At 44.0% G+C, this 15,446-nt stretch carries 11 protein-coding genes; 6 read left to right on the forward strand and 5 right to left on the reverse strand.

All coding sequences use genetic code 11. The annotated features are described in order from the left end of the window. Positions 1-92: 92 nt before the first annotated feature. Positions 93-1,208 (reverse strand): phosphotransferase enzyme family protein, encoded by a 1,116-nt coding sequence (locus BMY78_RS13730; RefSeq protein WP_256222107.1) that lies wholly within the window; start codon positions 1,206-1,208, stop codon positions 93-95. A gap of 382 nt (positions 1,209-1,590) precedes the next feature. Here BMY78_RS13730 and BMY78_RS13735 point away from each other — a divergent pair, with 382 nt between their 5' ends. From BMY78_RS13735 to BMY78_RS13745, 3 genes are all read left to right on the forward strand, one after another. Beyond that, positions 1,591-3,195, forward strand: coding sequence for a type 2 periplasmic-binding domain-containing protein (locus BMY78_RS13735; RefSeq protein ID WP_090899438.1), 1,605 nt, complete (start codon positions 1,591-1,593; stop codon positions 3,193-3,195). A gap of 89 nt (positions 3,196-3,284) precedes the next feature. Then, positions 3,285-4,175 carry an ABC transporter permease gene (locus tag BMY78_RS13740; RefSeq protein WP_090899441.1) on the forward strand — a complete coding sequence of 297 codons (891 nt, stop codon included), beginning with the start codon at positions 3,285-3,287 and terminating at the stop codon, positions 4,173-4,175. A gap of 15 nt (positions 4,176-4,190) precedes the next feature. Continuing rightward, positions 4,191-5,081, forward strand: coding sequence for a carbohydrate ABC transporter permease (locus BMY78_RS13745; protein ID WP_090899444.1), 891 nt, complete (start codon positions 4,191-4,193; stop codon positions 5,079-5,081). Positions 5,082-5,455: 374 nt separating this feature from the next. Here the strand turns inward: BMY78_RS13745 and BMY78_RS13750 are convergent, their stop codons facing one another. Together BMY78_RS13750 and BMY78_RS13755 are read right to left on the reverse strand one after the other, a co-directional pair. Further along, positions 5,456-7,198 carry a cache domain-containing sensor histidine kinase gene (locus BMY78_RS13750; protein WP_090899447.1) on the reverse strand — a complete coding sequence of 581 codons (1,743 nt, stop codon included), beginning with the start codon at positions 7,196-7,198 and terminating at the stop codon, positions 5,456-5,458. 22 nt (positions 7,199-7,220) lie between these two features. After that, positions 7,221-8,843 carry a helix-turn-helix domain-containing protein gene (locus BMY78_RS13755; RefSeq protein ID WP_177185737.1) on the reverse strand — a complete coding sequence of 541 codons (1,623 nt, stop codon included), beginning with the start codon at positions 8,841-8,843 and terminating at the stop codon, positions 7,221-7,223. Positions 8,844-9,051: 208 nt separating this feature from the next. On the opposite strand from BMY78_RS13755, the gene BMY78_RS13760 reads away from it, so the two are divergent. Then, positions 9,052-9,612 (forward strand): GNAT family N-acetyltransferase, encoded by a 561-nt coding sequence (locus BMY78_RS13760; protein WP_371129137.1) that lies wholly within the window; start codon positions 9,052-9,054, stop codon positions 9,610-9,612. Between the two features lie 80 nt (positions 9,613-9,692). Here the strand turns inward: BMY78_RS13760 and BMY78_RS13765 are convergent, their stop codons facing one another. Next, positions 9,693-10,115, reverse strand: coding sequence for a DUF3237 family protein (locus BMY78_RS13765; protein ID WP_090899456.1), 423 nt, complete (start codon positions 10,113-10,115; stop codon positions 9,693-9,695). 164 nt (positions 10,116-10,279) lie between these two features. After that, positions 10,280-12,544 carry a glycoside hydrolase family 3 N-terminal domain-containing protein gene (locus tag BMY78_RS13770; RefSeq protein ID WP_090899459.1) on the reverse strand — a complete coding sequence of 755 codons (2,265 nt, stop codon included), beginning with the start codon at positions 12,542-12,544 and terminating at the stop codon, positions 10,280-10,282. A 269-nt stretch (positions 12,545-12,813) separates the two neighbouring features. Here BMY78_RS13770 and BMY78_RS13775 point away from each other — a divergent pair, with 269 nt between their 5' ends. Continuing rightward, on the forward strand, positions 12,814-14,769 hold the full coding sequence (locus BMY78_RS13775; RefSeq protein WP_256222108.1) for an ATP-dependent DNA helicase: 1,956 nt from the start codon (positions 12,814-12,816) through the stop codon (positions 14,767-14,769). Between the two features lie 145 nt (positions 14,770-14,914). Further along, positions 14,915-15,442, forward strand: coding sequence for a DinB family protein (locus BMY78_RS13780; RefSeq protein ID WP_090899465.1), 528 nt, complete (start codon positions 14,915-14,917; stop codon positions 15,440-15,442). The last annotated feature ends 4 nt before the right edge of the window (positions 15,443-15,446 follow it).

Below are 15,446 nucleotides of genomic sequence, written 5' to 3' on the forward strand. Positions count from 1 at the left end.
CGTAGCTAAACAAAGAGGCAACCGGTCTATGCCGACTGCCTCTTTGAAACACTGGTTATTCATGCTTCAGTTGTATGTCACTTCAGCGTTCCTCATAACGTAAAGGGTGCTTCACTCGAATACATGTCATGGAAAAATCCCCTGTACGGTATATCCTCTTCCAGACATTTAATGAGATACAGCACTTCTTCGTTATCTTCCAATTCTTCGCCAGTATGCTGCATTTCCTCCAATTGACCTAGAATATTCTCCAAGAGGGTAACTTGAATAAATAAAGGCAGCTTCTCCAACATCGAATCTTCGATCTTGGTTTCGGAAGTATAACCAGCGAGGGCGGTTTCAAAATAATCATGCATGAACGCATTACGTTTCCCGGCGTCAGGTTCGAATTGTATCCAGCCCACACCGTGTGTCCATAGATCTGCCAGGTCATACATATACCAGCCAAAGCATGAATTATCGAAATCATACACCGTGATGTGGCCGGTATCAAAATCGATTGAGTAATTCCCATCGTTATAATCGAAATGGATCATCCCGAATGTTTCCTGATTTGTATTCAAACCTTTTAAGGTATTCAGGAGCTCGACCATCTTCTCCTTAAGCAGAGAGAAAGATTCAGGGACCAACCTCTCGATATATTCAACTTTGTAATTGTCAAAAAAATGATGCCTGCGATGAACGGGAACATAGCTTTTGGATAGCTGATGCATTTTGCCCAGAACTTTGCCGCTATTATAATAGTATTCGGTAAGTGGAACACCTTCCCGGTACAGATAATTATTTTCTACCAGCAACTTTCCCTTGGCCTTGTGAAACAGGCTGACAAAAAACGTATGATGATCATAAGTGATCTCTTCCAACAGATTGCCCTTCTTGGAACTCACCACATTCGAAACGCTGGCTCCATGATCAAACAGATACTGGACATATTCCAGTTCAGCAATATAATCTTCGCGGTTTCTGTCAGGCAAAAAAGACACTCGGAGAATTAGCGATTCACACCCCTCTTGCTCACAGGTGTAAACGACATTCCGCCCACCCTCATGAGGTGGAATAAGCTGGATGTTGTAACCCTCCAGATGAAACAGCTCGGATACCCATTCCAGTACGTGCGTATTGCTGATGTTAACAGCTTCGTTAAAGTTAATAATGATCTCCTCCAGTAAACATTGTCGGGACGATCTCCCGCATTGCAATGTCCACAAAAGGAATTCCCATGCCGCAAATATCCTTCTGTGAACCTAAAGCACAATCACCTTGTTAGTCATTGAAATTCGCTCCTTTTTGTTCAGATGTATATATCTTATCCTAAAATTCCAGATTATTCTATTGTTTTTGTTAATACCGCTGCCACGCAATAATACCGAATCAAAATATCTGGGTCGTCGTCTTTGGGCCATGAGTAAAAAATGATTGGGTGAAAAGTAAAAAAAGTGCACAAACCACTTTGATCATTTCTCCGCTTTAACCCAAAAGTAAAAAAACATGCGAATTCTCGTCAATAACCTTTATATCCTGTTCTCCCTTTCTCGTTTAGACTATTTTCAAGAAAACGTATTCACATATGACGCTTAAGGGGGAAAGGAAATGAACAAGAAAACCAAGACTTTACTGTTGTCTTTATGCCTGTCGACCCTATTGGTCGCCGCCTGTACGAATGGAAGCAGCACCGAGAAAAGTACATCCAATACCGATTCGGATGCCAACGAGGGCGGAATAACAACCATTCACACCGTGACGTCAGAATATTCTTCTGCCAAATATCCAAAGGGCGATGATATTACAAACAATGTGTGGATCAAGCGATACAAAGAGCAGTTTAATATCGATGTCAAAACAGACTGGGTCAGCGATGAGTATGATACCAAATTGAATTTGGCTATAGCATCGAATGATCTCCCCGACGTGTTTAGGGTTAATCCATCACAATTAAGACAGTTAGTCGAAGCAGACATGGTAATGGACCTTACCGATGTCTTTGAACAACACGCTTCAGAACGTCTCAAAGGCTACATGGAAACGGACGCGGACAGCTATGAGTCTGGTAAGAAGGACGGCAAGCTGTACGGGATACCGCAGATGCACTGGGGATTAATTGATCAACCAGATTTCATCTGGATTCGGAACGATTGGAAAGAAGAACTGGGTCTCCAAGATCCGAAATCGGTGGAAGACATCAAGAACATTGCACTGAAATTTATGGAAAAGCACGGCGGATATGGCATAGCAGTAGATCAATCGCTCGATTACCTCAACCTGCTCGCCATTGCTTGGAATGCACATCCAGATATGTGGATGGAAGATGCCAGCGGAAAATTAGTATATGGCTCAGTCCAGCCTGAGATGAAGAATGCACTGGCTGAGTGGTCGGAATGGTACAAGCAAGGCATTATTGATCCGGAATTTGCAATCAAAGACTTTAATGCGATGAACGCGGATATCGTAGCCGGCAAAGTGGGCGTACAGCCTTATTACCAGTGGTGGGGTTATAATCCTGGTGTTGATACAGTAGCCAATCTGGGTAAGGACGCGATCTTTTATCCGTATATCATCCCTACCATTGATGGAAAGGAAGCGAAACAATCCATCTTCTTCGCCAACAACAATTATATTGTCATGAAAAAAGGATTCAAGAGCCCTCAAGAAGTGATCAAGATTTTGAATGACTATGCTTATATCGTTGATGAAGGAAATGGCAAGGAGTCCAAAGAAACACTCTCTGCTTTGCTAGACAATGATATTGCCCATGTGGTCGGGGCGTTCCGTGTGCTTAATCCGAATTCAGATTACGAGCAGTTCGAGGCTGTATCAGCAGCCCTTCAATCCGAGGATACCAGTGGACTCACTACTTCGGGAATGTGGCAGAAATATAACAACAGTGTTGAGTTTATGAAGAATGCAACACCGGGAGCAGTCGGTGATTATTTGCAACAAGGTGCTCCAAAGAATGCGTATGGTCTGGCTAAGAAAGTACTCGATAGCGAGAACTACATTAAGACGGCACTATGGGGTGTTTCACCGGAGGTGCTGTCAAGTTATGGTACTACGCTGGATGATATCCTGACAGAAGGTTTCACCAAGATTATCATGGGGAGTGAACGTATCGATTATTTCGATGTTGTCGTCCAGAATTGGCGAGCGGCCGGAGGCGATGAAGCAACTCAGGCAGTTAATGATGCCTACGGCAAATAAAAGTGCCGTGTCCAAGAATGGACGGGAGTGTTCTCGTCCTTTCTTGATAACGGTTACAAATGTGGTACACCAAGAACGGAGGAATATGAATGCTGAGAAAATGGAAGCAGCAGAGTCCCTACCATCTTATGTTGATCCCGAGCCTGGTCTTGGTCTTCATCTTTAGCTATATCCCTTTTTATGGGCTTATTATTGCATTTCAAAAATACAATCCGGGTCTCGGCTTTAACTCTCCATGGGTTGGATGGGACAATTTTTCGCACGTATTTAGTCAGCCGAACTTCGTAAGAACCATCTGGAATACGCTGTATATGTCCGTCTTCAAGATTATCGGCGGCATTATCGTGCCTGTTATTTTTGCATTACTGCTTAACGAGGTACTGCACAGTGGAATCAAACGTACATTTCAAACACTCGTATACATTCCGAACTTCCTCTCTTGGGTCATTATGGCTGGCATCATGCTGGATATACTTAGCTCCGATGGCATCATCAATACATTTCTAGGCGTATTCGGGATTGCACCGATCTCTTTTCTGGGCACACCGTCCATATTCCCTTGGACCATGATCGTGAGTGATATCTGGAAAGGCTTTGGATTCGGCACGGTTGTATATCTAGCAGCCCTAACCAGTATTGACCCTGGTCTATATGAGGCCGCGGTAATTGATGGAGCCAAACGATGGAAACAGACCATCTACATCACATTACCCCTTCTCATGCCAACGATTGTTTTAATGACTGTGTTGTCACTGGGTAACGTCCTCAATGCCGGATTTGATCAAATCTATAACCTGTATTCCCCTGTCGTGTATCAGACGGGAGATATTATTGATACCTATGTATACCGTCTGGGAATTCAGCAGGCACAGTACTCGATTGGTACCGCTGTCGGATTATTTAAATCCATCATTTCCAGTGTGCTCGTTGCCGTATCGTACTTCCTGGCCTACAGGGTAGCCGGCTATCGCATCTTCTAAGGAGGAACGTTCATTATGATCTATGATAAAAGTATAAGCAGGCGTGTGTTCCATATCCTAAACTACACGATATTGCTTCTAATTTCCCTACTCTGTATCCTCCCATTTATCAACCTGTTGGCTGTTTCATTCAGCAGCAGTTCCGCTGTATCCGCGGGAAGTGTTACGTTCTGGCCCGTCGAATTCACGACTAAGGCTTATGAATTTGCATTAACTGGAGGGTCATTTTTCTCCTCTCTCTGGGTGGCGATCCAACGAACCGTTCTCGGAACGTTGGTAAATCTGGTGCTGATCGTGCTCACCGCCTATCCATTATCCAAATCCAAACAAAAATTGATGGGCCGTAATATCTATATGGGATTTTTCATTGTGACCATGTTATTTAGCGGAGGATTGATTCCTACCTATCTGGTGGTCGTCAAAATGGGATTGATTGATTCGATTTGGTCTCTGATTCTGCCCGGAGCTCTGCCCGTGTTTAGTATGATTATTCTTATGAATTTCATTAGAGGTTTGCCAGAGGAGATTGAAGAATCAGCGATCATCGACGGTGCCGGGCCTGTGCAGGTATTGCTTCGTATTCTATTGCCGCTCCTCAAGCCCGCTCTCGCAACGGTCGGTTTGTTCAGTATCGTCGGCCATTGGAATTCATGGTTCGATGGCATTATCTATATGAACAATCCAGCCAATTATCCACTACAAAGCTACCTGCAGACCCTGCTGCAGAGCTTTGAGCAAATCATGCTGAAATCTGGATCAGACTATACTCAATTGTTATCGATGATGAACGCCAGAACTGGGCGCGCCGCTCAAATGTTCTTAGGTGCCATTCCGATTTTGCTCGTTTATCCGTTCTTGCAAAAATACTTTACCAAGGGTTTGGTACTCGGTAGCGTCAAAGGATAATAGAAAGGGGCTGTCTCAAAAGGAATTCTGCCTTGCTCTAAGCGCTAACGAACCTACCGCACCTTAAAAGGCGGATCATCAGCGTTTTCAAGATTTAACGAAACTCAGTATTGCTATTTCGTCATAACACGTTTTCAAAACCTGAAAAATCGACCGCATCGACGAAATAACGTCTCTGTGATTCCTAAGATCTCAGATCTGGGCAAATGTAAGCGAATAGCGTGTCTCAGGTTTATTAACACAAAATAACACGAACAAGGGATGTTCCTGTCATATTCATGACTTATGGGACATCCCCTTTCGGTGTGTTTACCCTCTGATACATACTTAAGATCGTTCTAGGAATGTAAACATATGCACGATTACTTTTAAGACTACATTGTTTCGATGATGGCAGGTAGCAGAATGGTAAAAGTCGTACCTTCTCCAATCTGACTTGCCACCTGCATTCCATAAGGCTTGCCAAAATGAAGTTGAATACGCCGCTGCACATTATGCAGGCCGATTCCTGTTCCTTTATCTGCTTCGAGCTTATCTTCCATAAAGTTCTGGATCGTATGTTGATCCATACCAATGCCATTATCGCAGACTTCGATCACAATATCACTGCCCCGTGGTTGAATCCGAATGGTAATGACTCCGTCTTCTTCAAGCTCGGCCAGACCGTGAAAGATCGCATTCTCCACAATGGGCTGCAGAATCATTTTGGGCATATGATAATCGAGCAGTCTATCCTCAATCTCATATTTCATCTGAATACAGTCGTAGTACCTGACATTCTGAATCGTCACGTAATTCGCAATATTATCGATTTCCTCACGAATCGTCACAAGTGTTCCATCGGATCTTGTGGCATAACGAAGCATCGAGATTAATGCATCAGTCATTTCCACGATTTTGTCAGCCTGCTGCATGGAGGCGATCCATTTCACTGAACCCAAAGTATTATACAGAAAATGAGGCTTGATCTGGTCATGAAGCGCACGCATCTCGGCCTTTGCTTTCTCTATCTCTTCCTGCTGCATCCGCTCAACCATACGCTTCAATTCATGTGACATCTTGTTAAATCGAACCGATAAATGCCCAATCTCATCGCGAGAACGAATATGTTCAACTTGTTCAAACTGCCCCTTCTCGACCAAAGAGATATTGCTGAGCAGCTTCTTGATAGGGGTGGTGATGACATGAGATAGAAAAATCGAAATAATGGCAGCAAAAAGAACCAGGACAATGGACAGTGTCACCAGATTATGCCCTAATATTTTGCCGTCGGCAGTAAGCTCATCCAAAGGCATGTATAAATAAGTAGTCCATTTCTGCTGACTAAGTGGACTGGTCACCACAACATTTAATGATTCGGGAGGACGAACGTTGTCCCGGAACAATGTACCGATTAATCGTTCATTTACGTTATATACGATTTTATCATTCTCATCAACGATCATGAATCTGGAACGCAGCCCTTCCTGCAAGTTACGATTAACGATTTCGATGAACTTTATATCAATGCTGACGACAATGACGCCGAGCAGTTCCCCGCTAGCCACATCATGAATTTTACGAGCGTGTGACACTGCCAGAATTTTATTCTCCAATTGCTCATCGATTCGGGTTGTCAATGTGATGGTTCGATCATTATCATGCATGAATTTTTTAAACCACAATTCGTTCGCCACTTTGAAGTCCGGGTCAATAGGCTGGTTAGGACTGACGAACAGATCTTGTCCCCCATTCAAATTATAGAGGTAAATGGAAAATACGCGATCCTTCATCATGATATAATTCATCAAAATATTGTATGCGGCAATCTCATTTTGTTCATCACCCTCTCGCAGGAAATCCTGGATCGGAAAGCTTCCTTCATGGGTTGCAGATAAATTGTCGCTCAGTCCATTGCTGGCAAGCAGTGTGATTTTCTCAATCTCCTTTAGGAACTCATCAATGCGAATATTCGTCTGCTTGGCCAGATCGGTGAGCAGATTGGTATAATTCTGTGCCAATAATCGCTCAGAGGAATAATACGAATTGATCGTCATCACAAGTACGGGAAGAATGATGACTGTAATGCATATCACCATGATTTTGTACTTGATTGGGAAGAGCCCGGAATGCCTCATATGCTGCACCTCTATTCACGGATTACATGAATTCCTGCTGTCGTTCTCGATATTCCTCAGGAGTGAATCCTACCGATTTTTTGAAAATCTTACTGAAGTACGTGTAATTATGGTAGCCCACCTTGTGGGCAATTTCATATACTCTCATTTCCCTGCTCAATAGATAAGCCTTGGCATGTTCAATCCGAACTCGTGTCAGGTACGTGATAAAATTCTCTCCTTTTTCCTGCTTAAACAATCGGCTGAGATACGAAGGATTGACACGGATCTGGCTAGCGATACTTTGCAACGAAATATCCTCGGCATAATACTTGTCCATTAACTCAATGGCGAGGTCTGTGTAAGAACGCTCCTGCATAATCAGGGAATCGGTTTTAAAGTAATACGCAATATGAGCCAGCATATCCTGGTGAATATCCTCCCAATACTCTCCCTTTAAAACGATTTCGTAAGGCGATCTCTCGGTAAAGGAAGGCCTGCCTCGTTCAATAGCTCGTGAGAGATGGGAGTGTATGGTCTCCATCACCCTGATATATTGCTTGCGAATACTGCTCTCATCTGCTTCTTGCACCTCCAGGTTAGAGCGAATTTCTTCAAGGAATTCCTCCGCCTTTTGGTTATCTTTACTCACCCATAATTTGAGGAAATTTCGTTCTTGCTCCGGACTGAGCATTCCATTCACTTCTTTCCGAACTGGAGCTTGAATCACGTCCGCGTAATACAGTATCTGGTTACTGCCTTTAAAGAAACTTTGCCTTAGAGCGAATTCCGCTTCTCGACACGCCTTTCTTATGCCATGGAAACCGGAAACGATTGTACTTACACCCGCTGAGAGCGACAGATTCATAAAATCCTTGATTGAAGACAGAAGCTTATTACATAGTTTGTTTAGATCGGCTTGTACAGACTCACTCCCAGGAAGAACATTGACAATAACCCAATATTCAGATGAGCTTTCCACAAAAATCTCTTTCTCCCATTTGGATGGAATGATCTCTTCCATAATATTCAGAATAGAGAATCGAAGTAGCTTTTCCCCCTTCTCGACATATTTCCTCTTCGCCTCCTCGTAATAATTCACAATAAACTGAATGACCACCAACTTGTCTGATCGTATACGTAAATGCATTTCTTCAGCTTTGGCAACCATATCTTTTTCATCTATGAATCCGCTTACAACATCTTGAAAGAAGCTATCTTTGAGATGTCTCAGGCTCTTGGAATGGTCATGTGTCATAAATGGTATGTTGGTCTGCGTGCCACGTTCACTTTTTAGTTTTTCTTCAATGGTGGAAAGCAAATCAACTAAAGAGGTTTCTGTAATCTCACTTTTAATCAAGTAGTCTACAGCTCCAAGCTTCAATGCCTCTTTTGCATAATGAAATTCATCAAAATTACTCAGGATGACATATTTGCAGCTTTTCAGTAAACAAGATGCCTCTTGTATGAGCTCTAACCCATCCATAATCGGCATCTTGATATCGGTAATAATTAGATCAGGGGTCACTTCTAGCGCAAGTTCCAACGCTTCCTTCCCGTTCCCCGCTTCACCAGCAACATAGAAATTATACTCTTCCCAATTCAGCATGGAACGAATTCCAACCCGCATGAGCAGTTCATCCTCTACGATCATCAGTTTATACATGAGCATCCTTCCTCCAACATGAAGCATTTTCACTATTTTACCATTAATCCAATTATTGCAAAGATGTCTAGCCGCCCTTTGAATTATGATTTCTAATCAGATGGATGTCCCTTTCGTTCCTGTTCTCAACAGATGCATCCTATGATAAACTTGGATTGCTTAATTATGTTAATGAAAAAAGATAATTCAGAGGAGATGTCACTTGGTATTGAATGCAGAACAATTTGATTATATTTCAGAGACAGAACGATTAATAATAAGACCTTTAAAGAAAGACGATTATGAAAATTGGTTAAATGCATTTGAAAACCGTCTCCCTTCCCAACACCGCCACGATCAAGGGAAAATGGATATGAGCGAATGTACACCGGATTGGTTTCATCAACTCGTAGATCGACACCAAAAGTTAGCGTGTACAGATGCCGTTTATGTATTTGGTGTATTTAGAAAGGAAGATGGTACACATCTGGGTATGATTGATATTGCGACTTTAGCAAGAGCGGATTTTCAATGGGCAAGCTTCGGATATACCATCCATAATCAGTATTGGAGAACAGGCTACGGCAAAGAAGCCGTGAATGAAGCTCTTCATATTGCATTTGAACATTTGAAATTCCATCGTATAGAAGCCCATATTAATTTGGATAATACCCCTTCTATAAAACTTGCAGAACGTGTAGGCATGGAATTTGAATGTGTTCGCAAAGGATTTATTTACGAAAACGATGAGTGGACAGACCATTTGGTTTATTACAAGAATTTCAAATAATCTTGCGTCCTTCCTTACCATAGCGTCCTTCTTCCGATTCTGGTCTGGTTGCTATCCATTTGGATTTCATATGATCGGAGTTATAACAGTTTCCTGTATATTTTTATATCCACACCTGTCGCCGTTGGATAGCCTTCACTAACGAGCGTATCACTGTTGAGAAAAGATAATGCCTTACTGTTTGTAACCATTTTGGGAGCAGTACGAAATAATGCAGTTTTCAGCGTGTTATCCATGTTTCCGTTGTTTTCGATATAAATTTGGCAGGTATGTCCTGTGTAGTCCGTTCCTTGGAGCATGTACCTTGCTGATAGCGTGTGGTAATTCCCCTGTTCCCTGATAATCTGAGTATCCACTCCTCCATCAAGCACCAATCCATCAAAATACTTTCCGGTCACGTTCCCTGTAAATGTAATCATGACAACCGATTCATCCACGCTGTTATGTAATTCAATTGATTTCCCAATGTTCACATGTACCGTAAACAATTCATCTAATCTCACGTGTTACCACCTCCATATTAAGTTAATTATAACTCTACTCCTTATTTTGTAGGTAGCAAGGAATTACATGAGGCATAACGTGACCGGCGGGATCAAAGATCAAAATACAAAAAATACTGATTCCGTATTTGGAATCAGTATTTTTCAAAAGCATTAATCGTGCTTTACTCCGTTCTCACAGGTAACTTGCCCTCAGCTTTCCGTTGACCAACCAGCACTTTGATCCCTGCTAACGTATTGGGCTCCTGCTTTCCATACACAGCAAGCCCTGATCGCACATTCTGCAAATAAATCATCTCGTACGGGTTGCCAAGCGACAATAGGGAGTAACGCTGATTACGCCTGTTCATCGTATCAATCAAGGTTTGATAATCAGACCATCCGAACTCACTGGCCACGTTGCGGAACTGGTAAGAAGCAAGAATGACGTAGTCCGCCTGTCCAATCGCCTGGAGGGCTTCATTCATCTTCCCTTGTCCAATAAGAGAAATTTCTGTCTTCAGGGATAGGTTACTTGCAGCTTGTATCAGTTGCTTCTCAAGCTGCTTTGCCTGTTCCTGTTCGGCTGCGAGAATAACGACCCGGTCGCCTTGTTGAATTTGATCCGGAAGTCCACCCTCACGGCCGGCCAATACGGTAACTGCTCGCTCGGCAATTTCCTGCTCCACCGCACGATGCTGCTTCGATCCAATGACACCGTTAAGCGCATTTAGCTTTTGCGCTAGAGTCTGGCTGCGTTCAAACAAACCATATTTCGCTTTCAGCTCCAGAATTCGCTTCACTGAGGCATGAATGGTTTCGTCCGGGATCTTCCCGCTCTTCACTGCGTTCACCAGCGTTTGATGGGCAGCGGCCGAATCTTTTGGCATAAGGATGATATCAACACCTGCGGAAACAGCACGTTCCACGGCTTTATTCTCCCCAAAATGCTCCGCAATCGCATTCATGGTAAAGGCGTCAGAAATGATCAGACCTTCGTATCCCAGCTCCCCCCGAAGCAGTCCGGTCAGCACCTTTTTGGATAAGGTGGCAGGTATGGGCACACTCTTTCCGTCTTTGAGTGAAGTAACATGCTCGTTATCAATGGCCGGGAAAGCAATGTGTGCAGTCATGATCATCTCGACCCCGTTCTCAATCGCATCCCGAAATGGTTTTAATTCTACCGCATCAAGTCGTGCGCGGTTATGTGTTAGCACAGGCATACCGAGATGGGAGTCTACGGTTGTATCCCCATGCCCTGGGAAATGTTTGACTGCCGCGATCACCCCGGATTGCTGTAGACCCTTTATCGTTGCGAGACCAAGCCGCGTCACCAAATCCGCGTCTGAGCCAAACGATCGTATGCCAATGATTGGATTGTCTGGATTGCTGTTAATGTCGAGCACTGGCGCAAAGTTGATCTGTATCCCCAGTGCCTTCAGCTCCTCCCCTGTCAGCTGTCCAGCCGCTTCGGCCAGTGCTGTATCTCCCGTTGCGCCAAGCGCCATCTGTCCCGGCAGATTCGTCCCGCCCGGTATCCGCTTAACGACGCCCCCTTCTTGGTCGATGCTAAGAAATAAAGGAATGTCGCCGGCTTCTCTTTGCATGTCATGTGTGAACGTTGTAAGCTGCCTGATATCCACAATATTTTTGTCAAAAAGAATAAGCCCGCCCAAATCTTGATCATGAATGGTGCTTTTCAATCCCTCATGAACGATCGTGGTCACTTTACCGTTCCATTGCCTAATGTCAGGCATAAGCATCTGGCCGACTTGCTCGCTTACGGTCATATAGGATATCAGCTTGTCCCAATCTTGTGTACGAATGGCTGCTTCCCGTTCGAATCGAATCACACGTGACATAAATACAGCATATTCCGCTCGCGTGACCGTTTGATTCGGACGATAAGTACCATCCGAATATCCGCCGACCAAGCCGTTGGAGCTCAAGATCTGAATGGGTGCCTCAGCCCAATGTTGTTTCGTATCTGACCAATTGGCAGGTTGCTTGCCTTCCAAGAGTGAATACGCACGCGTAAGGAATGCTGCAGTTTCGGCGCGGCTAAGCGGTGCATCCGGACGGAAGGAGCCACCAGGAAATCCGCTGGCAAGTCCATTTTTTGATGCTAACGCGATTTCCTGATAAAAGGGGTGAGTTGCCGGAACATCCGAATAAGTCGTTTTACCTTCCACCGGTTTCTCCAGCTGTTGAGGATACAGCTCCCGCACCATAAACGTGACGGCTTGCGCCCTTGTTACCAGCCCTTGGGGCTTAAATATTCCATTTCCATATCCTGCGACTGTTCCTCGTTCAGCCATATACTCGATACCGTCTTCTGCCCACTTCGAATGCTGCAGATCGGTAAAACGTTCTTCCGCATCTACACTTCCTGCCCATATGAGCATAGAGCCGAGAACAGCACCGAATATCGCCATCATTTTTAGTTGCATCTATTCCACTCCTGTTGATGTTCTTTGTAAGATGAATAGACGCTATGGATATACGTTTTGTTGCGTTGAGTCGCTGTTATTATCGCTTGGGTACATAATTAACCCCGATGAAGACTTGACTGTTATCTCACCATCTAAGATAATTACAGTTTGACTAAAAAATTCCTACAACAGGATCTTTCATTTGGAAGGGGGCGCTCGTTATTAACTGGTTAAATGATCTCTATAAGATCAATAAACGGGAATCGGAAAAGGAAATCGAACGATCTTTGGTTAACGCCATCTTCCGAATCTATGATCGGTTTCCTCGAATTGGCCTTAGAGAGCGAATCGGGCAGCAAGAGATGTCTCTTGATATAGCCGATGCTTATATCCATGGGCATAACGCCATGATTGAAGCTGGTGTCGGAATTGGCAAGTCTTTTGGCTACCTGATCCCAAGCCTGCTCATGAATCAAATGTCCCAGAAACCGGTCATTATAGCTACATCCTCCATTCAGCTTTCGGAACAGATACATAAAGATTTAAGAGTCATTGGTAGTCGGCTGGGCTTCACAACGGTTCGCTCTGTCGTTGGGAAAGGAATGGGCCAGTATGCCTGCCGAAGCAGGGCCGCGGAATGGATCAGGCCTGATGATCCGAACACCTCACTGTCTACCCTTGCCCAGCGCATATTAGATTATGAAATTGATGAAAGAGCGGATATTAAAGCTGGAATTAGTGATGCGGATTGGTCCAACTTTTCCGTAAATGATTGCAAATTTGAACGTTGCCATCATAAAAATGCGTGCTTGTTTTACGATATGAGAGCTAAATTAAATGCAAAGGCTCATGAGATTGATTTTATTATTGTGAACCAGGACCTGCTCATACGGGATTTGATGAAGAAAAAAGAAGGAACCAAAAGCATCATCTCGGAACAGCCGGCTCTGATCGTCATTGATGAAGCGCATAATCTGGAAGCGAAAGTTCGAGATGCCAGAACGCTTGAGTTTACTTATCGGGGAGTTTGCCGCACTCTGGATAATACTGTGCAGCTTCTCACGAAGCAGTCCGGGGATAAAAGTATCTTCTCACAAACCAAGTTTATAAAAAAATGTATTGAACGCATCTTCAAACAGGTAAATGCAGATCTGCTCCACCATGCCAAGCAGGATAGCGACCGTATAAAAGTGTCGGAGATCAAAGGAATACCGTTAAACCAAATCTCGAACGATTTGAAAGATCTCAGTCTTCGCCTTTCCATTTTGACCTCTCGTCACGAGCGGGAGATTGATGACGCTTTTGAAGCTATAAACGCGCTTATAACTCTCATCCGTGTCTTGGCTGAATTAGAGGATAACTATCTCATATGGGCAAGCAGTCTCTTGGGAGTAGCCACGATCAGCATCTGTCCCAAAGATATAAGCCAATTTCTGAAGTACGCTTTATTTAACGGCAAGGCGCCTGTTATCTTAACGTCGGCAACGCTGTGCCAAGGCGGGGAGACACTGGAGGAACAATACTCTTATTTGACGCAGTCCCTCGGTTATAAGGGTGATTTTATGGATCGCAAATCCTCCCCTTTTGACTACACCAATCATGCCATGATGTACATCTCGAACAACGTTCCCTATTACCAGCATGAACAGCGCGAAAACTATCTTGAAGCAGCCTACAACGAATTGGTTCAGCTCTGTAATTTAACACAAGGCAGAACCATTGTCCTTTTTTCCGCAAAGGAAGACATGAAGTACATTCATAAGAAGCTGATTTCAAGTCCTGATGAATACACATGGGCAGTTCATGTTCAGAAAGAAGGATCTTCCCAGGACAGTGTCATCACCGAATTCAGGAAAAGCAAAGGTGTGCTCCTGGGTACCGGTGTATTCTGGGAAGGTGTGAATATCGAGGGGCCCGATCTTTCGCAGGTCATTATTTTCCGTCTGCCCTTCCCTGTCCCTTCCGATCCAATTTATGAATATAAGGCATCTGTATCGGAAAATCCGTTCATGGAGGTGTTTGTCCCGGATATGCTTCTCCGGTTACGGCAAGGAACGGGACGCTTGATTCGTAGTGAAACGGATCTAGGCATACTCAGCATACTAGACTCCCGTCTCAGCGCAGCGGCAAAAAAGAGTTACCGGCAACAGGTGCTGGACACGCTGCCATTCAAAGAAGTGACAGAGGATTTTTCGATTTTGGAGAAATTTGTTCAACAAAAAGGGATACGACGTACGGATTGAAAGTGGAACAACCAAATCATATAACTGCTCCAATCACATCAAAAGGCCCTTCGGCCCATATAGCGGAAGGATCAATTTCAATGCTTGAAGTAAGATATATGCTAGAATATAATCCAGAAATATGAATCTCAAAGGAGGTATTTATATGGTTGAAAGACCAACTACAGAGGAATATGCAGCTTTTTATGAAGGGTACATCCGGCTTGTTCCTGAAGGGAATATCATTGAACAGTTAGAGCAGAAGGCCCACATCGTACAAACTTTGCTTTCTTCATTAACAGAGGAGCAAGCAAATTATCGCTACTCCGAAGGCAAATGGAGCGTGAAGGAAGTCATCGGTCACCTACTGGATAACGAACGTATCATGAGCGGCCGATTGCTCCGCATCGCCAGAGGCGACAAAGCGAATCATCCTGGCTACGATCAGGACGTGCTTATGAAGAGCCAACCCTTCAATACGTATACGGTAGCCGATTTGAACGAAGAATATGCCGTCACACGCCGCTCAACCATTCTTATGCTCCGTCATCTCACGCCGGAAGCTTGGCTCTGCAGAGGGATCGTCAGTGATAACCCTGCTTCGGCTCGATCAATCGCCTATATTTTGGTTGGACATGAACTTCACCATTTGTCGGTACTTCGTGATCGATATTCACTGGATGTGAAATTATAAACAC

Source organism: Paenibacillus sp. OK076 (assembly GCF_900110055.1).
In the GTDB taxonomy this organism is placed as follows: domain Bacteria; phylum Bacillota; class Bacilli; order Paenibacillales; family Paenibacillaceae; genus Paenibacillus.